The organism is Comamonas sp. lk (assembly GCF_900564145.1).
Lineage (GTDB): Bacteria > Pseudomonadota > Gammaproteobacteria > Burkholderiales > Burkholderiaceae_C > Comamonas.
Map to the genome: position 1 here is coordinate 413,814 of NZ_UOOB01000002.1, position 21,084 is coordinate 434,897.

Below are 21,084 nucleotides of genomic sequence, written 5' to 3' on the forward strand. Positions count from 1 at the left end.
TGCGCCAGCTGCTATTTAAGCCAGAGCTGCATCGGTATCCATGAGGGACTTGCTGCCCGCGCGCGCCGTGCGCATCAGCGTGGCGGTTTCGGGGAACAGCTTGGCGAAGTAAAAACGCGCGGTCTGCAGCTTGGCCAGATAGAAGGCATCGGTATTGCCGCTGGCAATCTCGCGCAGCGCCACCTGGGCCATGCGGGCAAACAGATAGCCAAACACCAGATGGCCTGCCACACGCAGATAGTCCACGGAAGCGGCGCCCACTTCATCGGGGTTTTGCATGCCCTTGAAGCCGATCTCGGTGGTGAACTTGGTCATCTGATCGCCCAGCACGGCGATGGGCGTGATGAACTCGCTCATCTTTTCGTTGACGCCCTCTTCCTCCACCAGCTTGGCAATCAGCTTGCCGAACTTCTTGAGCGTGGCCCCCTGGTTGCCCAGGATCTTGCGGCCCAGCAAATCCAGCGCCTGCACGCCGTTCGTACCTTCGTAGATCATGTTGATGCGGTTGTCGCGCACAAACTGCTCCATGCCCCACTCAGTGATGAAGCCATGGCCGCCAAAGACCTGCTGGCTCAGCGTAGTCGCGGTCCAGCCGTTGTCGGTGATGAAGGCCTTGACGATGGGGGTCAGCAAGGCCACCAGCTCGGCGCTGTCCTTGCGCACTTTTTCATCGGGGTGGTGGAGCTCGGTATCGATCAGCAAGGCGCTGAAGGTGGACAAGGCGCGGCCGCCTTCGGCATAGGCCTTGGCCGTCATCAGCATGCGGCGCACATCGGGGTGGACGATGATGGGATCGGCCGGCTTGTCCTTGGCCTTGACGCCGGACAGGCTGCGCATCTGCAGTCGGTCCTTGGCGTAGGCCAAAGCGTTCTGGAACGCCACCTCGGTCAGGCCCAGCGACTGGTTGCCCACACCCAGGCGCGCGGCATTCATCATCACGAACATGGCTTGCAGGCCCTTGTTGGGCTCGCCCACCAGGGTGCCGATGGCGCCGTCGATATTGATCTGGGCCGTGGCATTGCCGTGAATGCCCATCTTGTGCTCCAGCGCACCGCAGAAGATGGGGTTGCGCTCGCCCAGGCTGCCGTCTGCCTTCACATGGAACTTGGGCACCACGAACAGGCTGATGCCCTTGGAGCCCACGGGCGCATCGGGCAAACGGGCCAACACCAGGTGCACGATGTTGTCGGTGAAATTGTGCTCGCCGGCCGAGATGAAAATCTTGTTGCCGGTGATCTTGTAAGTGCCATCGGCCAGCGGTTCGGCCTTGCTGCGCAACATGCCCAGATCGGTGCCGCAATGTGGTTCGGTCAGGCACATGGTGCCGGTCCACTCACCGCTGGTCAGCTTGCCCAGATAGGTTTTTTTCTGCTCGGGCGTGCCGTAGGCGTGCAGGGCTTCATAGGCTCCATGCGAGAGGCCGGGGTACATGGTCCAGGCCTGGTTGGCGCTGTTGAGCATTTCGTACAGCGCCGAGTTCAGCACCACGGGCAGGCCCTGGCCGCCGTACTCAGGATCGCAGGACAGCGCAGGCCAGCCGCCTTCGACAAACTGGGCATAAGCCTCCTTGAAGCCCTTGGGTGTGGCGACTTCATGGGTGGCTTTGTCCAGCGTGCAACCCTCGGCATCACCGCTGATATTGAGCGGAAAGGTCACCTGGGCCGCAAACTTGCCCGCCTCTTCCAGCACGGCGTTGATGGTGTCCACGTCCACCTCAGCATGCTTGGGCATTTGCTGATAGGTCTCGGTGACCTTGAAAACCTCGTGCATGAGGAATTGCATATCGCGCAGAGGCGGGTTGTAGCTGGGCATTTGTCTTCTCCTGTGATGATGGGTTGTGCGTTGAATGGTGGCTTGAATGCCGCGGCGACCGGCCTTGCTCAGGCCGCTGGCGGCTCGCTGGCGTAGCGGGCCAGAATATTGTTGAAGCCCGCTTGGGCGCGTTGCAGCGAGCCTTCGCTGTGCAGAAATCTGGCCTCGTAATGCAGGGCCAGAATCAGGCCGTGGATTTCGAACAGCAGCTGGTTTTCATCCACATCGGCGCGCAGATCGCCGCAGTCGCGGCTCTGCACAATCGTGCGGCGCATGGCGGCATGCCAGGTGCTGACGGATTCGACCAGCGCATCGCGCACGGGGCCGGTGCGGTCATCGAATTCCACGGCGCCGCTGATGTAGATGCAGCCCGAGTCAATCTCGATGGAGGTGCGCTTCATCCAGTTGTCGAACAGCGCCCGCAGACGCGGAATACCGCGCGGGGCATCGAGGGCCGGGTAGAACACTTCCTGTTCAAAGCGGTCGTGGTACTCATGCACCACAGAGATCTGCAGCTCCTCGCGTGAGCCAAAATGGGCAAACACGCCGGACTTGCTCATGCCGGTCAGCTCGGCAATGGCGCCGATGGACATGCCTTCCAGACCGATGTGCGTGGCCAGATTCAGTGCCGCCTCCACAATCGCAGCCTTGGTTTGCTGGCCCTTGGGCAGGGCGCGGCTCGATTTGGCGGCACGGCTTTCGAGCGCCAAGCTCTCCTGGGCCTCAGTGTTGTCCACGGCTTGTGCAGTTGTGGCCACTTTGCGAGACTTGCTCACCGCATTGCCAGCAGCATCGGCAGCATCCGCCTGGCGCTTGGAAGCACGACTAGGCGCATGGGCCGCAGCACGGGCGGAGTTGGGACGGGAGACGGACGACGAAGCCATGAAAAATCCAATAAAACGAACGTTCGTTCTATTTTGCACAAGTTCTGCCGCAACTCCGAGTGCCTCAAGGGTAAATACCTAAATAAATCATCCCCTGGTTTTCCCGCTCCCTACCTGCTTTCAGCCACTCCAGCCGACGTCACACCGCTGTTTGATCCGCCATGAAAAAACGCCGCCAACCTTGCGGCTGCGGCGTTTTTGAAAGACATGAAGCGCTTGCGGCTTACACGACCACCATCATGGCCAGACTGGAATCCAGATGTTCGGTAGGCAGGCGGCGGAAGCCCGAGCGTGCATAACGCTGCAAACGCCCCAGAGCAAACGAAGCCAGCACGCTGGCAGCCACCGAGGCCTCGGCCGTAGGCGCGGCCGAGCCCATGGCTCCGGCTGCAGGGCGCAGGCACTGGCGCAGCGTGGATTCGATACGGTCAAAGAACTGGTTCATGCGGGCTTGCAGACGCTCATGCTCGAACACGATGGCATCGCCCACCATCACGCGCACCATGCCGGGATTTTTCTCACCGAACTGCAGCAGCAGAGCAATCACGCGGTTGGCATTGCGCGCGCCTTCGATGGCGTCATGCGGCGCGTCGGGTACATCGCGGCCCACGATTTGCTGCACCAGCGTGAACACAGACTGCTCGATGAACTCGATCAAGCCTTCGAACATCTGGGCCTTGCTGGCGAAGTGACGGTACAAAGCCGCTTCGCTCACGCCCAAATGGGCAGCCAGCGCAGCCGTGGTGATGCGATCGGCACCGGGCTTTTCCAGCATGGCGGCCAGAGCCTGCAGGATTTGCTCGCGACGTTCGCCAGGCTTGGGACGTTTGCGAGCCGGGGCCATGGCAGGAGTTGCGGACAAGTCCTCCGCTGCATTGTCAGGATTGGATACGGGTGACAGAACTTCAGACTCAGACATAGGCGATTCAATATTTATAACAATTTTCTCACAGCCTGTTGCGCCGATAAGCACAAAGCTGCCCCTCTGTCGGCAGGTTGTCAGGCAGCCAAGCTCATTGGAAATTTGCTTGCAACTGATTTGCAATGCTCCCGCCGCCCTTGGATAACCGCCGCTCTCACCAATCTTCAAGGTTAACCGAGAAATACCCGTTCCTAGAGCACCTTGCCATCATCAGTGCTCTCCGCTGGAGCTTGAATCGGCAACTCAAGTCTGACCAGCAAACCTTTCCCGCTGCTTGCTTCATCAAAACTAAGCGCACCCTGGTGCAGTTGCGCGATTTCGTCGGCAATCGCCAGACCCAGACCCGTGCCTTCGCCCACCACACCCTGGGCCCGATAAAAGCGCTGGGTGATCTGGCTACGCTCGGCCTCGGGCACGCCCGGGCCATCGTCGTCGACTTCCACAAAAGCCCAGCCCCTGACGCCAGGCAGACCCAGAAGCACGGAATCATCCGTGCCCAGCGGCGTCTGGCGCTGGCCGCAACGCAAGGTGACGCTGCCGCCTTCGGGCGTGTATTTGATGGCGTTTTCCACCAGGTTGGAGACCAACTCGCGCAGCAGCCAGCTGTGACCCCAGACACACACCGGCTCAACCTCCAAACCGAAATCCAGGCCCTTGTTGGAAGCGCTATCAATGAATAGCTCCAGCATGCTCTCGCACAAGTCCTTGAGCTCGACTTTTTGAATCGGCTGCATCTCCGCATTACGAGCATCGGCCCGCGACAGAGCCAACAGCTGGCGCGCCAGCTGCGAGGTGCGACGCGTGGCGTCTCGCAACTGCTCGATCTGCGCCACGCTGAGCACCACCTGAGCCTCTGCGCCGGTGCGCTTGGCAATGCGCTGCGCCTCCTGCCCGCTCAACGCCCAGGCTTCCACCTGGGCCTGCAGCGCAGCCAGCGGGGTGCGCAGCTGATGGGCCGCATCGGCCACAAAGCGGCGCTGACCTTCGGCCTGGGCATTGACCAGGGAGAACAAGCGGTTGAGCGAGTGCACCAGCGGCCGCACTTCCTCGGGCGAGGTTGTCTCGTCAATCGGGCTCAGATCGCGCGGCGAGCGGCGCTCCACGGCCTGTGTGAGCTTGTGCAAAGGCTTGAAGGCTCGGCTCACCGACCAGTAAATCGCCACGGCGGCACCGGCAATCAAGAGCAGGTTGGGCAGCAGCACATGCATGAGCAGCTGGCGCACCCACTGCTGGCGCACATCGGAGCTGTCGGCCAGCATCACCACCATCTCGCCCGCGCCATAGGTCTCGGCCTTGAGCACGCCCACCCGGTAGGTGACGCCGTCATGCTCCTGGCTGTGAAACTCGGCCAGCGCAGTACCGGGCACGTCGAACTTGATCCAGGTATCGCCGGCCACCACGTTGCCATTCAGATCGCCGATGGCATAGCCCACCTCGTCGCCCTGACCGCGCAGGAAATCCTCCACCGAAGGCGCCAGTGATACCAGAGGCGGCGTGCCTTCGGCAATCGAGGGGGCCAGCACGGAGTCTGCCAAGGCTGGCAGCAGACGCAGCAGGCGCTGGTCGTGCTGGGTGGACGCTGCATCTGCCGAGCTGTAACTGAACCAGCCGCCCATAAGTGCCAGCAAAACCAGGGGCACCAACAGCAGCACCAGCAGGCGTAAACGCAGATTCGCGGTCATGGCGCCAAGTCGTGAGAAAAATGCACAGAAACTATAAAAACCATAGCAGCATGCGCATTCATTGAAACGATTTCAATCTTGTTTGATTTCACAATCAAAACAATGCATACGCAAGCAGCTATTACTTTTACTTTTATCAGCCCGCTTCAGGCATCAGCTCCAGTCGGTAGCCAAAGCCGCGAATGGAGCGCAGCGCCACGCCATGAGGCTCCAGCTTGCTGCGCAGGCGCGAGACATAGACTTCCACGGCATTGGGCGTGATTTCGCGATCCCAGCCGGTCAAGGCCTGCAAAAGCTTGTCCTTGCTGGCCGGCTTGGGGGCATTGAGCAGCAAATACTCCAGCACCGTCCATTCGCGCGGGCCCAGGTCGATAGGCAAGAGCTTGCCTTCGCTCTCGCCGTCTTGCTGCGCCTGGCGGGCACCGGCCCGGCGGCCTGCGGTATCGAGCTCTATGCAGCCAAAATTCAGCACAGCGGACGTCGCTGCCTGCGAGCGACGCATGAGGGCACGCAGGCGCGCCAGCAGCTCGGGCAACTCGAAGGGCTTGACCATATAGTCATCCGCACCCAGATCCAGGCCCTGTACCCGGTCCTGCAAGGCATCGCGCGCCGTGAGAATCAGCACCGGCATGGCCTTGCTCTCCATCTCGCTGTTGCGCAAGCGGCGAGTCAACTCCAGCCCGTTAATCCCCGGCAAGCCGATATCGATCACCGCCACATCAAAAGCTTCGGAAGCCAGCACCTCCAGTGCACGCTCGGCGCTGCCCACCCAATCCACGGCGTAACCAGCATCAGAAAGACCCAGCTTGATACCGCTGGCCACCATCACATCATCTTCCACCAGAAGCAAACGCATACAGTCCTACCTAGCTCAAAAAACAAAAAGCCGCCCGAAGGCGGCTTGCTGCAGGACCTGATGACAGGACCGCACTCAAATAAAGGCCTCGCGCGACAGTAGTGGATCGTAACGCGTTCCGCAAGTGCTCACCTCGGGCTAGCACCCTGCGTCAGGGCCTGACAGCTAAACCAAAACTCAGTGGCTGCGAATCATGGTGCCGTAGGCTTGATCGGTCAGGATCTCCAACAACATGGCATGCGGCACGCGGCCATCAATGATGTGCACCGCATTCACGCCGGCCTTGGCAGCATCCAAAGCGCCCGAAATCTTGGGCAGCATGCCGCCGGAAATCGTGCCATCGGCAAACAAACCATCAATTTCTCGCGCTGTCAGATCGGTCAACAGCTTGCCGGCCTTGTCCAGAACGCCGGGAGTGTTGGTTAAAAGCACCAGTTTTTCAGCTTGCAACACCGTCGCCAGCTTGCTCGCCACCACGTCGGCATTGATGTTGTAGCTCTCGTTTTCCTCGCCAAAACCAATGGGGCTGATGACGGGGATGAAGGCATCGTCCTGCAGCGCCTTCACCACGCTGGGATCAATGGCCACGATATCGCCCACTTGGCCCACATCATGCTCGATGCTCGGATCCTTGTTATCCAGCATCTTGAGCTTCTTGGCACGAATCAGCCCGCCGTCACGACCCGTCAGGCCCACAGCCTTGCCGCCGGCCTGATGGATCAGACCCACGATATCTTGCTGCACCTCGCCAGCCAACACCCACTCCACCACTTCCATGGTCTCTTCATCCGTCACGCGCATGCCCTGGATGAATTCGCCCTTCTTGCCCAGACGCCCCAGTGCCGCCTCAATCTGCGGCCCGCCGCCGTGCACCACTACCGGGTTGATACCGACCAGCTTGAGCAGAACCACATCTTCTGCAAAGTCGGCCTGCAAGGCAGGGTCCGTCATGGCGTTTCCGCCATACTTGATCACCATGGTCTTGCCATGGAACTTGCGAATATAGGGAAGTGCCTGCGCCAGAATTTCGGCTTTGTCGCGGGGGGCGATGTGGGTGATGGGGTCGATGGTCATGGGTGCTAATGCTCAGTCACGTGGGACAATGATCAATAAAGATGGACCGCATTGTGCCGCAATTACCATTGCAGTTCGAACGGACCCCGTGGCCGCCGTCAGGCCAGCAAGTTAGTTCCACCACGAAAAGCCACATGTTCTCAAGTCAATTTTCATTTTTTGAATTAATAAGATATGACGCATTTATTGCTCTGCTTGCATCATTTGCCACATGTCTATTCTTAGTTTTTACGAAAAAATGGCATGGTAGCCTCTCCATGGATTCGAGTAACGGGGTTCAAAAAATTCACACTACCCCAACTCCGAGAATTGGTGGTATAGGTATTGCAATAGGCGTCTTTGCAGGCTTCGCCGCCTCCAGCCATGACCCTGCAGCAGCAGAAAAGAGAATGATTCTTAGCGCCATTTTGATGGCTGGCATCCCTGCTTTTATTTTTGGCCTCTTGGAGGATTTGACTAAAAAAGTTTCCGTAAAAATCCGCCTTCTCGCCACCATGGCCTCGGGTGTTTTAGGTTGGGGAATTACAGGTACATCACTCACCCATGTCGATGTTCCTGGCATTGATTTTTTGCTGAGTTTTACCGTTATATCCGTCATCTTTACCGCCATCGCTGTAGGCGGCGTTGCCAACTCCATCAATATCATTGATGGACTAAATGGCCTGACGGCGGGCACTGCATTGATTATATTGGCGGCATTCGGCGTTATCGCAAGGCAGGTAGGAGATATCCCGCTTGCATTCACTTGCCTGATTATTGCAGGTGCCGTTGCAGGCTTCTTCTTTGTCAACTGGCCCAAAGGAAAAATATTTTTAGGTGATGGTGGCGCCTATTTTCTAGGATTTACGCTGGCCTGGATTGCCGTTCTGCTCCCGGAGCGGAATCATTCCGTTTCGCCATGGACTAGCCTTCTGATTTGCTCGTACCCAATTATCGAAGTAGGCTTTAGTATTTTACGAAGAGCCTTACGCGAAGGGTATAGTCCAACTGAGCCGGATTTCTTTCATCTACACTCTCTAGCCAACAAACGCTGGGCACGAAAGATATTTGCCAATTTTTCAAAGTCAATGCAAAATGGGTTGACCGCCCCATTTCTCTGGATTTATGCAACAATCCCTTGTTCATTGGCGGTCATGACTTACCAAAGCAAGCTTTTGACTGCTGCATCTTTCATATTTAGTTTTTTATGCTACTTGATGTTCTATCGAAAGCTGGCATTCTTTAGATGGCTACCCAGGAAGTGAAACGTGCTTCTTCAAGGCTTCCAGATAAATTTCACCTTCTTGTGTCATTTCCTCGGGGGCCCAGGGGGCGAAGTACTTCGGAGCTTCAGGATCAAATGGGCCACCCTTTATTTCGAGCAATATAGAGCCACTTTCAAGTGAAATAACTGTGTGCCATTGCTCCGGCTGAACCTCGACCCCCACGGCCACGCCCGGCTCATCTGCGTGATTTCTCGCGCCGAATAGGTGAACTGCCTGCACTTCACCTTCGCTTCCAAAAACCATGAAAGCCAGCAAGCCCTTGATGGCAATCAAGGTTTCTGCCCCCTGATAGGGTCCGTGGTAGTGAGGCCTTAGATAGCTATCGGGCTCAATCGCATTGAAGAACCGCTGGCATGCCTCTTGGTAGTCAGCATGCAGATTCTTATGCTTTCGTCTTCTAGGATTGGCTTCGGCCTCATCTATCAATAAGCTCATCAAATCCTCAGAGAAAACTCGTACCGACATATATTAGCTTTCCAGTTCCTGGACAATTTTCCTGACAGCCTGCGAAGGCGAAAACATTCTTTCATATACGGCCCTGCATCTCTTTTCGAAATAGGCATCCGTCTCGACAGAATTGATCAAGGCTTTGGCTTTGCACTCCAGATCCAGGATATCAGCATTCTCACAAACTACACCAACACCTTCGCCCCTTATGATCTCCGCAAGATCGTTTCCAGGGTTGATGTTTGCCAGAACGGGAATACCACTTTGCATGTAGGAAAGGAATTTTCCTGGAATGTTATGGGATTTGTGCCTCTGATCCAAAGAAACAATACCTACGGAGCATTGTGCATAAAGCGCAGGAATCTCATCGGGATGAATCTCATCCTTGAATTCTATGTTATTCAAAGACCTTTTACTCGCTTCATCGGCAAGCCTTTTTGCCTCACTGCCACGACCAACAAACAAAAACCCAATATCGCGTCGATCTTTAAGTTTATCTGCCAAATCTATCAGGATGTCCATACCCTGAGCGACGCCCATATTTCCCGCATAAACAAATATTTTTCGCCCCGCCAGAGTTGTCCTATTAATAAATATCGAGCAACTATCTGGCTTCGTATCTGCCAGCCAGTTCTGAAGAACAACTAGATTTTTCCTCTTGTTCGTCTTCCAATCTTCAAAATATGAAAGATTTCCAGGAGTTTGAACGCCGATGACATCAGCCACAGAATATTGATAGCGGGCCACTGCACTGAAGAAGCGGTAAACAATCCCTTTACCCATCAGACCCATATCAACAGCCCATTCAGGGAATATATCTCTTATTATCAGATAACCTTTACAATCGCTGGATTTTTTCAAGTAATTGACAAAAGGAGCATGAAATATGGAAGGAGCATACCAAGCAATCCCATCCCATTTTTCGTCACACAAAGGGGTCTTTTTGTAGCCCCTTTTCATGAAAAATGGCATCAAAAATTCTGACAGTGTTCTTCTCGCGTAATTGACGTCCTTGGTTTTTGGGGACCTCAGCCTCAGGACCTGGAAACCTTCCATTTCCTCAAGAAGAAAGTCCTCCTTAATCTCCCATGATGGAAGAATGACCGTCAATTGATGGCCTTGAGCAACAAACTCACGCGATAAGTCCCTTAACTGCACTGCCCCGGAATTTCGCAAGGGAGGAAAAGTGTCAGCGATCAAGGCTATTTTCATTATTCACGACCAGTCTCAGTATTTCTTCCATACCACCCGATTCACATAATCGGTATAGCTGTGAATGATACGGACTACCTTGTCGCTTACGTTCGGCATGCTGTAGTCAGACACTTGGCGCAACAGTCGTTTGTCGCCCCGTAGCTGGTTCTGCAAAATCGCCAGCCCCTGCAGCACCCGCAGCACCTCCAAACCCACCATCATCACAGCAGCCTCCTCCATGCCTTCCGGACGCTCATGGGCTTCGCGCAGGTTCAGGGCCGGAAAGTTCAAAATGGACGATTCCTCATTGATAGTTCCGCTGTCGGAAAGCACCGCCCGCGCAGACAACTGCAGCTTGTTGTAATCCGTGAAGCCCAGCGGTTTGAGCAGTTGCACCGAGGAATGAAACTGTGCTCCCATCGCTTCCACCCGCTTCTGAGTGCGTGGGTGCGTGGAGACGATCACGGGCAAACCGTAAACTTCGGCCACCTTGTTGAGCACCTGTACCAGCTTGCTGAAATTGCGGTCGGACTCAATGTTCTCTTCGCGGTGCGCGCTGACCACGAAGAAGTTTCCCTGCTGCAGTCCCAGCCGCTGTAGCACATCGGAGGCATCGATACGCTCGCGATAATGCGTCAGCACCTCGAACATTGGGCTACCGGTCTTGATCACCTGATCCGGTGGCAGGCCTTCGCGCAGCAGATACTCACGCGCAATGCTGCTGTAGGTGAGATTGATATCAGCCGTGTGATCCACGATGCGGCGATTGGTCTCCTCAGGAACACGCTGGTCGAAGCAGCGGTTGCCCGCCTCCATGTGGAAGATCGGGACCTTGCGTCGTTTGGCAGGAATCACCGACAAGCAACTGTTGGTATCACCCAGCACCAGCAGCGCCTCGGGCTGCTCGGCTATCAACACGGCATCCATGGCGGCAATGATCTTGCCGATGGTCTCTGCAGCGCTGCCGCCCGCAGCGTTCAGGAAGTGATCCGGCTTGCGAATGCCAAGGTCATCAAAGAAGATCTGGTTCAGCTCATAGTCGTAGTTTTGACCCGTATGCACCACAACATGCTCGCAATTCTCGTCCAGGCGAGCCAACACACGGGAAAGACGGATGATTTCAGGCCGGGTACCGACCACGGTCATGACTTTGAGTTTTTTCATTTGGAATCTGGAAGAAGGGGTTCTGACGCCCAGGCTCACCGGACGCTCAGAGAAGCTGGTTACAGCAGGCAAGCAAAGGTATCCGGCCGAGCGCGGTCGAATACCTCGTTTGCCCAAAGCATGACTATCATTTCGTCAGAGCCGATATTGGTGATGTCGTGCGTCCAACCTGGCACTGTCTCCACGATCTCAGCCTTGTCACCGCTGGTGACAAGCTCATGGGCTTGACCTGTCTGCATATGGCGGAACTTGAAACGCGCCTGTCCTTTGATCACGAGGAATTTTTCGGTCTTCGTGTGGTGGTAATGCCCTCCGCGCGTCACGCCGGGGTGCGCCGTGAAAAAAGAGAACTGACCGCAATCCGGTGTCTTGAGCATCTCCACGAAAACACCTCGCGGATCCCCATGCTGAGGCACAGTGTAGGTAAAAGACTCCACAGGCAGATAGCTGATATAAGTGGCATACAACGCCCGAATCCAGCCCGTCCCTACCCGCTCGGTCATCAGCGTGCCACGGCTATCCTTGAAGGCCTGTATCAGGGCGGCGAGCTGACCCACAGTCGTGGTGTATTGCGGCGTCACGGCAGCAAAGCCATCGGCATCGACCATGGCATCCGCACCGTCCATGAGCTGCATGAAGCGCTCAACAACATCGTCCACGTAGACCAATGTCAATGGCGCCTCAGGATCATTCACCTGAATGGGCAGATCGCGCGCAATGTTGTGGCAGAACGTCGCCACGGCAGAGTTGTAGTTGGGCTTGCACCACTTGCCAAAGACATTGGGCAAACGGAAGACATGCACCGGCACGCCTGCCGTGCGCTGCAGGGCAAACAGCGCATCCTCGGCCGAGCGCTTGCTCTGCCCGTAGGGGTTGTCAAGCGCCGCCTGGATGGACGAGGTGCACACCACGGGGAGCTTTCGCCCCGTCTCTGCGGCCACCGCCGCAACCGCCTGGCACAGCACCTGTGTCAATTCGGCATTGCCGGTAGCGAACTGCTGCGGGTCTTTCGGCCGATTGACGCCCGCCAGGTGGAAAACGAAATCCACCTCCTGCAGCAAACCGGGCAGTTGAGCCACATCGCTCTCACGCGTAAAGCTCAGTACCTGTACATCCTTGCGCCCAGCCAGATGCAGTTGCAGGTTCTTGCCAACAAAGCCATTGGCACCCGTGATCAATACCTTTTTCACAGTGCTTACTCCTCAGCTTCGGCGTATTCCCCACGCGCAATCCGCTGCATGAAGTCCAACTTGAGCAGCAAGTGCTTCATACTCTCCACGTCCAGCCGCTGGGTGTTGTGCGAGTTGTAGTCCTCTTCCTCGGAGGTTTCGGTCAGGCGATCCTCACCTTGCTCTGTGAACTTGGCATAGTTTAGGTCTCGCCCATCTGGCGGAACACGGTAGTAATCGCCCATGTCCTCTGCACAGGCCAACTCCTCGCGACTCAGCAAGGCTTCGTAGAGTTTTTCTCCATGACGAGTGCCGATGGTATGCACAGGATGGCCAGGCTTTCCCATCAACTCCAACACAGCCTGCGCTAGCACTTGCACCGTGGCAGCCGGAGCTTTCTGCACAAAGATATCGCCGTTATTGCCATGCTCGAAGGCATAGAGCACCAAATCCACCGCGTCAGCCAGCGTCATCATGAAGCGTGTCATGGCGGGGTTGGTAATAGTGATGGGATTTCCAAAAAATACCTGCTGAACAAACAGCGGAATCACCGATCCGCGCGATGCCATCACATTGCCATAGCGCGTGCCGCAGATCACCGTGCCCAAGCCTTCCAGGTTACGACTGGCCGCGACCATTACTTTTTCCATCATGGCCTTGCTGATACCCATGGCGTTTATGGGATACACCGCCTTGTCGGTGCTCAGGCAGACCACACGTTTGACGCCAGCCTTGATTGCGGCTTCCAGCACGTTCTCCGTTCCAAGCACATTGGTGCGGACTGCCTGCATGGGATGAAATTCGCACGACGGCACTTGCTTGAGCGCCGCTGCATGAAACACATAATCCACGCCGCGCATCACCTGCTCTACGCTACGTTCGTCACGCACATCGCCAATGTAGAACTTTAGCTTGGCGCTGTTGTAGCGCTTGCGCATGTCATCCTGCTTCTTTTCATCACGACTGAATATGCGAATTTCAGCGATGTCCGTATCGAGAAAACGCTTGAGTACGGCATTGCCGAAAGAGCCGGTACCACCGGTGATCAGAAGGGTCTTATTAGTAAACATGGTTCAACTCAAGATTTATGCTGCATGCCCAGGGCCTCTCGGCACAGAGCATCTTTTTGCTGTGGTGTCGGATAACTAATCAGTACTGCGCGGTACTGCCCCTTGAAAACAAACAGGCTTCCCGCCGCAGCACCGATCACTCCACAGGCACCCAGCAGGTCTCCAATATGTTCAAGTGAGCCCGCCCCTCCTAGCACTGTCAGCGGCACATTGACTGCAGCCCGCATCTGTTTGGCAAGTTCAATGTCGTAGCCCTTCATCTCACCATCATGGTTGATGGAGTTAATCACAATTTCACCTGCTCCCGCCTCTTGCAACTGTCGTGCAAAAGCGACCGGATCCAGCTTGTGCGTGGTCTTTGCATTGTGAGTACAGAGCTCATAGCCTTTGCTGAAAAATCCCGTCTTCTTGCGCACATCCAGCACCGCAACAACGCTTTGCCGACCAATCGCGTTGGCCATGCGGGTGAGCAGCGATGGGTCGGAGATAGCTGCGGAACTGACAGATACCTTCTCAACGCCAAGATCGATAATTCTTGACGCCTGCTCAGCGGTAGTAACCCCGCCGCCATAACATAGAGGCATGCGACACTCTGCCGCCAGCTTTGCAATCAAAGCATAGTTGGGCTGAGCCCTGTTCACCGCTGCATCGATATCGATAACCATCAGCTCATCGGATTCCTTTTCGTTGAAGATCTTGACGGCATTAATGGGATCACCCACATACTTAGGCGCTTTGAACTGCTGGGTTTTAACTAGTCCACCTTTATGTATAAGCAAGCAAGGAATGATGCGGGGACGTAACATGGTTCAAGACTCCACAAAATTCTTCAAGAGCCTGGCACCAAAATGATGGCTCTTCTCTGGATGACACTGCACACCGTGGATGTTCCCCTTCGATACGATGCAGTCAAAGCTCACACCATATTCTGCAGTGGCGGCGACATCAGCCTTGTCATCGGCATCAAAATAGTACGAGTGCAGAAAATAAAAGCGCGGCTCTGGCTCAAATTCGTTGAATAGCTTATGCCCCGGCCGAACCTGAATGTCATTCCAGCCCATGTGCGGCATTGGTAAATTCTTTGATTCAGGCGTAGATGCAAATGCCTTGACATGCCCCGGCACCCAGTTCAATCCGGGAAGCTCGCCTTCATCACTGCCACTGGCAAGCATCTGCATTCCTACACAGATGCCGATCACCGGCACTTGCTTCGCCAGCACCATCTCTTCTAGACGCGGCCGCATGCCCGATTCATTCAACAGCCCCATTGCATGGTCAAATGCTCCCACACCCGGAAGCACAAGACGCGTAGCCCCCTCCAGCTCCTCAGGAGTGCGGGCACGTGAAGCCTCCAAGCCCAGGCGTTTGAACACGGTCAGAAACGCTTGGATGTTCCCGACACCATAGTCAATGATTCGAATCAACGGAAATACCTCTTTTCCAGACCCAACCAGCGCATTGCATTGGCCCCAAAGCCAATCAGCCACCGCTTGTTCTTATAGTCACGATAGGTCTTGTTAGGTGCATCGAATATCTGCTGCAATTCATCGACAGTCAGATCCAGCTTGTGGGCGACGTACTCGAATTCCTGCTGCAGAAAATGTTCATCCATCTCGGGCTTTGCAATACGCTCAAGAGCAGCGTCACGAGTCATTTGCCCAGTCATTATCAGGCTGGAGAAGTGTGCGCGGCGCTTATGAAATCCGAATTTGCGAGGGAGCCAGTAGTCCTCATAAAAACGAGTAAAGCGCGATTCATGGTGCTTGTGTTGAAAGCGCTGCCAATTAAACAAACGCTCCAGTTCATCCTCCGCATCCTTCTTGACAAAGGGAACAAGGTTCAATGGATGATGAACCTTCATCCCCAGGATCTTCTGATAAAACAGCTTGTAAACCAATATATCTTTAAGTGGGAAAGTTTCCAGCGGACGCTTACCAAACTGACGATGAATATCATGGAAAAGCATTGTGTCTATCCCCAAGTACCCGCCCCACTCTTCAGGCTCACGGCAACATTCCGTCGAGAAGTTTGATCCAGTAATCACATGCTTGATATTATGTTTCCTGGCGAACGTGTATAACGAGGAAAAAAACGATGCATCCTGGGGAAGATCCTGATCTGGAATTCCGGATTTAAGGAATGCTGCCTGCAAATCCTTCATCTCTTCCCAGTTAATCACCTCTGTGTAAAGATCCAAACCCAAGCCATCGACTAATTTTTCAATATTACCGACGGCCTGATCAGTATTCCATCCTGCATCCACATGGAATAATAAAGGACGCAACCCCATTTTTTTTACTGCTATATAGGCTGCGTAAGAGCTGTCCAAACCACCACTCAAGCCAATTATGGCATCGAACTCTTTGCCCTTTGTGTCAGCTTTTATCTGCTCAGCCATGTGCGCAATAGCCGCAGAGCCTTGTGCACCGGTATCCCAATTGGGCAGAATGGTGGCTGTAAAGTTGTTGCAGTATTCACAAACCCCTTGATCGTCGAATTTGATACGAGGGTCAGAGGTATCCATGATGCAGTGGGTACATATCTGATAGTTAATCATAATTAGACCACCCATTAATATTTCTGCTTATTAGCAGAAATATTATTTATTAAATCTGCATATTTCATTGCTTGAAACTCTCTAGAAAGAGACATAATTTGAGGAGAGAACTCATCTTCAGCACGATCATAAAAAGATGTTTGAGACATAAAATTAAATATCTCTTCTGAAGATTGACTAACTAAATTTCTCTCACCACATTTACACAACAAATCTCCCGCCAATGTTTGCTTAGAAATATCTGCCAATATTGGACGACCAGAACCCAAATACTCAAATAATTTTGTAGTCAAAATACCCTGAGCACTTAACGTTTTATTAGAAGATGTTTCAGAGAAAAGCAAATAATCCGCTTCAACAATTTTTTTCAATGATTCGAAGTAGCGAACAGGAGTGAAAAAATGAAATGCGCCGGATATTTCGGAGTAATCATCAATCAGAATTTTTTCAAGAAGTGCGGCATTACCAAAAAATTCAAAGCGTAGCTTCTTAAAAAATTCCGGATATTTCTCCTTAATCTCAACGACAGCTTTTAATATATTATGTGGAATTCTACCTGGTGAAACGATACCCATGTAACGTATACGAACCTTCCCATCATTAATAAGATCTCTCTCAGCACGTGCCTGATTTAATATTTCATGATCATATCCATTAAGAATGGTATCAACATTTAAAGTAAGAGACTTATAATACCTAGTCATTGGCTCCGATATACATACGACATGGTCTGCCGAATTAACTAGCCAGCGATCCACAATTTTTTCCAGCCATTTAGAAAAACGCCCCCCAGGCATTTCATGGCATTCACTAAAATGGTCTCTGTAATCCAATATACACGCTTTATGAAAGCGAATCTTGCAAAAAAGTGCAGCCAGCACCATCGACCACGGTGGCGTTGTACCAATAACTATATCTGCTTTTATAATCGTATCTTTGGCTTGCTTGGAAAACCAAGGAGAAAGAAATGACATTGCAAATGGCAGTCTTGGATCCGGCAACTGACCAAAAATAGCCATCACCTTATCTTTTAAAATTCGCTTCCAAGATGGCTTACCCGAATACATGGGCTCAAATAATCCACCCTTATCAATTGAAGAGCGCTCTCTACCAAATCCATTAAGCTCAATAAGCCTAACTCCTCGTGGCACCTGCTCCGTAAATTCGCCATCGGCCCGGGATTTACAAGTAGTGATCACAGTGACATGATGACCTAATGCAGTGAAATACTTTGACAAGGACTCTGCACGTTTCGCGCCAGAACTATTAATTGGGGGATAATAATGAGCAATTAGAACAATATTCATTAATTTTCTCCAAATTTCTTTAGACGCATAAGTAAGTCCTGAGAAATTAAATCGGCAGCATTACCTTGACCATAAATTCCATATGGTACGGAATTCAAAGATATCATCGACTCAACAGCTTTTTCAATTTTAATCGGATCTGTACCAACCAATATATTTGCACCAACATCCACTAACTCGGTCCACTCCGTCTCATCTCGCAAAGTGATGCAAGGCCGCCCCAAAAAATACGCTTCTTTTTGAAGCCCTCCAGAATCCGTTAATACGACACTGCAATTCTGAATGAGTCGAATCATGTCAATGTAGCCGACAGGCTCAACTAACTGAATTAGAGGAGATACATTAATTTCGAAATGATCCAGCATTTTGGCAGTACGTGGATGCACCAAAAAAACTGTAGGCTGTCTCGATACTCCAATGACATCTAGCACACGTCGCAGTATTTCGGGATCATCAACATTCTCCTTGCGATGTAACGTAAGCAAATTGTACCCCTGGGGATGCAAGCACAATCGTTCAAGGACGTTCGAGCTATTTTTTGCCACTGAACTAAAACGATTTACTACATCAAACATCACATCGCCAGCATTAACAACTTTTTCTCCCGAAATTCCTTCCTTTGCCAATAACTCTACTGCATGTGCACTTGGGGCATAGAGAACATCCGACACATGATCTGTCAATACTCGATTAATTTCTTCTGGCATTGCACGGCGAAATGATCTAAGCCCTGCTTCTACATGCGCAAGATACAAACCCAATTTTGAGGCTGCAATTGATGCAGCCAATGTGGAGTCTGTATCTCCATAAACCAAAACTCCATCTGGTTTATGCTCCAAAAATACTTTTTCAAGTCCCTCGATCATTCGTCCGGTGTTTTGCCCGTGAGTTCCTCCTCCCACGCCTAAATTTACTGTAGGGGCAGGTATATTCATCTCATGAAAAAATATATCGGACATTGAATGATCGAAATGCTGTCCGGTATGGACGATAATTTCATCGATCATTTTCGTCGCACGTAAAGAAGGGCTTAGTGCTGCCGCTTTGACGAATTGCGGTCTAGCGCCGACAACTGTAATTACTTTAAAAGAAGTACGTCTATTTTTAATTTGCATCTTTTTGAACACGTATAAAGAGGGAGTGAAATAACATATATGCAAATCCGTTACTTAACAGCATACCTATTAAAGGTGCCGAGAATAATACAAATGCAAAAATTGGCCAAAGTGACTTAAATGCAATATCATTTGACAAACGAAACCATCGAAAAATTTGTCCTACAAAAACACCAAAAATTATAACTCCACACCAACCAAAATTAACAAATGCATCAATCATAAAAACTGAATTTGCATTTGCTATTTCGTTCCAAGAGCCAAACTGATGTTCAAAAACAAACCTTTCAATATTTATACGTTCAATTCCAAATAGTGCTGAAATAGAGCTACTTGTGGCACCCCATAAATTTTCACCTTGAAAATTTTTTTCATGAACGACTAATGTATCAGTAGCCGTAAAAATAGGCACAGCTATTGACCTCCACAAAAAATAATCAAGAGCACTATTTGGTGAATAAGTGGCAGAAAAATAATCGCCACCACTATTCTGATCTAATGACTCTCCACGCAAAGAAAGCGCTGTGGTCACCAAAAGAAGGGCTGCAATAAGCCCCAAGAAAAAAGTAATGAATTTTCTATGCAACCTCCTATTTATAGACAGGAAAGCAAATATTGGAAAAATACAATTCAAAAACAATGATTTCTGCATAAAGCTAATGCAAAAAACAAAAAACAAAAAAGTTGCAACAAATCGCAGTTTTGATTTTCTTACAAATAAAACTATAATTGAATACGGTACAATTGTATTTACAAGAATAGTACTTATATATAATAATATTATCTCAACGCCCTCTCTACCTTTGAGAAAGGCTCCTCTTTGCGAACTCAATTCATTGCTATCGGCACCCATCAAAGCGCTCCAAATAGGAATAGATGGAGCGGTCAAAAAAGTCACTATCAGAAAAATAAAAAATACACCGAAAGTAAATAAAACGAATTTTCTTGGAGACAAGCTCAGCCGAAGTGAATGCTTAAAAAACCTAGAATCAAAAATATTAATTTTACCTCCTACCCACAACGCCATAATACTGACCATAGTAATAGCAGATAAAAATCCAAATGATTCAGAATTCTCCCTAAATATCGAAATAAATAAAGGTATCACTCCATAAGTGATACCAATAGCCCAAATGAAAATTATTAATGAATTTTCTGGATCAAAGAGGTATTCAAAAAAATTGGACTTTTTCATTTTTATAACTTTAATCGCATTCACCTCAGAATTTTGAACTCCATAAAATCGAATACTCGACATTAAATTCATTTATAAAAATAACTAGTGAATTAATCATTGCTTATGAGCGAATCCACCTTTTGCTATTTTATAAGAAATAATTAAACTCAAAAAATACATTAATGAGTAAACAGAAGAGAAAATAATCAAAGTACCAAAAACATCAAAATAATAACCTCCGATACGTAATGAAAAAAACACAGCGGTAAATAAAATTACTTGCCACATCAAGTCAATTTTTTGTTTCTCCCCAATCATGAACATAACACTTAAAGGGCTCGCAACAAACTGCATGAAAAACATTGGAGTAAGGATTTGCGCATATACACCAGCAATTTCCCATTTTTGACCAAATATAAAAGAGAAAAGATCTGGTGCAAAAAAGAAAAAAATAACAAAAGGGAAAAATGATAACAACAACAATTTTTTTAGTGTGTTAATAAAAATTTCCGCGCATTCTTTTTCACATACATAATAATGACTGGCCTGCTGCCGAAAAACATCCCCTAAAGCACCAGCGACAAGTGCAGAAGGAGCCCCCATGACTCTCTGAGTCAACGCGAAAAAACCTGGTGCCGCACTATTAAACAAAGCACCCAGAAATAAATTAGGTAATTGAAAAGATGCAGCATTAATACCATGAGCAAATATTAAATACTTGGGAAAATTTAGATATTTCCTCGCCAATAAAAATATTCTTTTCTTATTAATATTCAATATTATTTTTTTATCTTCATGAAAAACTGATTTTGCCAAAACAGCACAAGATAAAGCTCTTCCTCCTATATCCCCCTCAATTAACCCAGCCCCCTCACTCGTCATAGATCCAGAGCTTAGTTGTAGCAATGCAGTGCTGCTTCCTTGTGCTGTACGACTAATAGCCAAGCGCTTGTATTGAGCTTTACGATTGCTCCAATAGCTCAAGCTTTGATATGTACCCATCAAAAGAGTAGATAGCGGCATCCAATACAGCCATGGAGAAATTTCAGGAACTTTCAGCAAGTTTGTGATCCGCGCATTAAATAACCAAATAATCACAAATAAAATAATACTGACAAAAAAACTTAGCATAATAGATAGCATGACTATATGCATAGCATCGCGATCACGCTTTGGCAACACAATCGCTAATTCATACCTGCCAGTGACCATGACTGCCAGAATGGAAACGACAGACATATAGAGAGCAAACAATCCAAACTCTTCAGGACTGTAAAGACGTGTGAGAATGGGGCTGATGGCAATGGGAATAGCCTGTGCCAAGCCAGTTCCAGTCATCAGCGTGAGTACGTTGCGTGTATAAGCGCTTTTGGGGAAAAGTTTTCGCAT

At 50.9% G+C, this 21,084-nt stretch carries 19 protein-coding genes; 1 reads left to right on the forward strand and 18 read right to left on the reverse strand.

The window, feature by feature from the left end; genetic code table 11:
* Positions 1–15 precede the first annotated feature (15 nt).
* The 6 genes from EAO39_RS20685 to argB all read right to left on the reverse strand — a co-directional run bounded on the left by EAO39_RS20685 (position 16) and on the right by argB (position 7,224).
* Positions 16–1,812: an acyl-CoA dehydrogenase C-terminal domain-containing protein gene (locus tag EAO39_RS20685; protein WP_120971566.1), complete on the reverse strand. Its 1,797-nt coding sequence runs from the start codon at positions 1,810–1,812 to the stop codon at positions 16–18.
* A gap of 68 nt (positions 1,813–1,880) precedes the next feature.
* The gene (locus tag EAO39_RS20690; protein ID WP_240467147.1) at positions 1,881–2,696 is read right to left on the reverse strand and encodes a TetR/AcrR family transcriptional regulator; all 816 of its coding nucleotides are present in this window, start codon (positions 2,694–2,696) and stop codon (positions 1,881–1,883) included.
* 223 nt (positions 2,697–2,919) lie between these two features.
* Positions 2,920–3,615: a nucleoid occlusion factor SlmA gene (slmA, locus tag EAO39_RS20695; RefSeq protein ID WP_120971567.1), complete on the reverse strand. Its 696-nt coding sequence runs from the start codon at positions 3,613–3,615 to the stop codon at positions 2,920–2,922.
* A 194-nt stretch (positions 3,616–3,809) separates the two neighbouring features.
* Positions 3,810–5,300 (reverse strand): sensor histidine kinase, encoded by a 1,491-nt coding sequence (locus EAO39_RS20700; protein WP_120971568.1) that lies wholly within the window; start codon positions 5,298–5,300, stop codon positions 3,810–3,812.
* Positions 5,301–5,436: 136 nt separating this feature from the next.
* The gene (locus EAO39_RS20705) at positions 5,437–6,156 is read right to left on the reverse strand and encodes a response regulator transcription factor (RefSeq protein ID WP_120971569.1); all 720 of its coding nucleotides are present in this window, start codon (positions 6,154–6,156) and stop codon (positions 5,437–5,439) included.
* Positions 6,157–6,333: 177 nt separating this feature from the next.
* Positions 6,334–7,224, reverse strand: coding sequence for an acetylglutamate kinase (argB, locus tag EAO39_RS20710; RefSeq protein ID WP_205589461.1), 891 nt, complete (start codon positions 7,222–7,224; stop codon positions 6,334–6,336).
* Positions 7,225–7,271: 47 nt separating this feature from the next.
* Between argB and EAO39_RS20715 the strand changes: the two genes are divergently transcribed.
* The gene (locus EAO39_RS20715) at positions 7,272–8,474 is read left to right on the forward strand and encodes a glycosyltransferase (RefSeq protein WP_240467148.1); all 1,203 of its coding nucleotides are present in this window, start codon (positions 7,272–7,274) and stop codon (positions 8,472–8,474) included.
* On the opposite strand, the gene EAO39_RS20720 is transcribed toward EAO39_RS20715, so the two are convergent.
* The 12 genes from EAO39_RS20720 to EAO39_RS20770 are packed head-to-tail and all read right to left on the reverse strand — an operon-like array spanning position 8,460 to position 21,084.
* Positions 8,460–8,960, reverse strand: a complete 501-nt coding sequence (locus EAO39_RS20720) for a WbuC family cupin fold metalloprotein (protein WP_120971572.1) — start codon at positions 8,958–8,960, stop codon at positions 8,460–8,462. The two genes, EAO39_RS20715 and EAO39_RS20720, sit on opposite strands and share 15 nt — an antisense overlap.
* Before the next feature lie 3 nt (positions 8,961–8,963).
* Positions 8,964–10,142: a glycosyltransferase family 4 protein gene (locus tag EAO39_RS20725; RefSeq protein WP_205589455.1), complete on the reverse strand. Its 1,179-nt coding sequence runs from the start codon at positions 10,140–10,142 to the stop codon at positions 8,964–8,966.
* Positions 10,143–10,169: 27 nt separating this feature from the next.
* Complete coding sequence (gene wecB / locus EAO39_RS20730; RefSeq protein ID WP_120971574.1) at positions 10,170–11,300, reverse strand: UDP-N-acetylglucosamine 2-epimerase (non-hydrolyzing); 1,131 nt, start codon at positions 11,298–11,300, stop codon at positions 10,170–10,172.
* Between the two features lie 59 nt (positions 11,301–11,359).
* Positions 11,360–12,490 carry a capsular polysaccharide biosynthesis protein CapF gene (locus EAO39_RS20735; RefSeq protein ID WP_120971575.1) on the reverse strand — a complete coding sequence of 377 codons (1,131 nt, stop codon included), beginning with the start codon at positions 12,488–12,490 and terminating at the stop codon, positions 11,360–11,362.
* Between the two features lie 5 nt (positions 12,491–12,495).
* A complete protein-coding gene (locus tag EAO39_RS20740; RefSeq protein WP_120971576.1) occupies positions 12,496–13,539 on the reverse strand; it encodes a polysaccharide biosynthesis protein in 1,044 nt (347 codons plus the stop codon).
* An 8-nt stretch (positions 13,540–13,547) separates the two neighbouring features.
* Positions 13,548–14,345: an AglZ/HisF2 family acetamidino modification protein gene (locus EAO39_RS20745; protein WP_120971577.1), complete on the reverse strand. Its 798-nt coding sequence runs from the start codon at positions 14,343–14,345 to the stop codon at positions 13,548–13,550.
* Between the two features lie 3 nt (positions 14,346–14,348).
* The gene (hisH, locus tag EAO39_RS20750; RefSeq protein WP_120971578.1) at positions 14,349–14,963 is read right to left on the reverse strand and encodes an imidazole glycerol phosphate synthase subunit HisH; all 615 of its coding nucleotides are present in this window, start codon (positions 14,961–14,963) and stop codon (positions 14,349–14,351) included.
* A complete protein-coding gene (locus EAO39_RS20755; RefSeq protein ID WP_346427113.1) occupies positions 14,960–16,111 on the reverse strand; it encodes an N-acetyl sugar amidotransferase in 1,152 nt (383 codons plus the stop codon). The genes hisH and EAO39_RS20755 overlap by 4 nt, the downstream gene beginning before the upstream one ends.
* Positions 16,111–17,403 carry a glycosyltransferase gene (locus EAO39_RS20760; protein WP_120971579.1) on the reverse strand — a complete coding sequence of 431 codons (1,293 nt, stop codon included), beginning with the start codon at positions 17,401–17,403 and terminating at the stop codon, positions 16,111–16,113. Before EAO39_RS20760 ends, EAO39_RS20755 begins: the two co-directional genes overlap by 1 nt.
* Positions 17,403–18,518 (reverse strand): UDP-N-acetylglucosamine 2-epimerase (non-hydrolyzing), encoded by a 1,116-nt coding sequence (gene wecB / locus EAO39_RS20765; RefSeq protein ID WP_120971580.1) that lies wholly within the window; start codon positions 18,516–18,518, stop codon positions 17,403–17,405. Before wecB (EAO39_RS20765) ends, EAO39_RS20760 begins: the two co-directional genes overlap by 1 nt.
* Positions 18,508–19,776 (reverse strand): hypothetical protein, encoded by a 1,269-nt coding sequence (locus EAO39_RS22795; protein ID WP_162989668.1) that lies wholly within the window; start codon positions 19,774–19,776, stop codon positions 18,508–18,510. Before EAO39_RS22795 ends, wecB (EAO39_RS20765) begins: the two co-directional genes overlap by 11 nt.
* A gap of 33 nt (positions 19,777–19,809) precedes the next feature.
* A complete protein-coding gene (locus EAO39_RS20770) occupies positions 19,810–21,084 on the reverse strand; it encodes an oligosaccharide flippase family protein (protein WP_120971581.1) in 1,275 nt (424 codons plus the stop codon).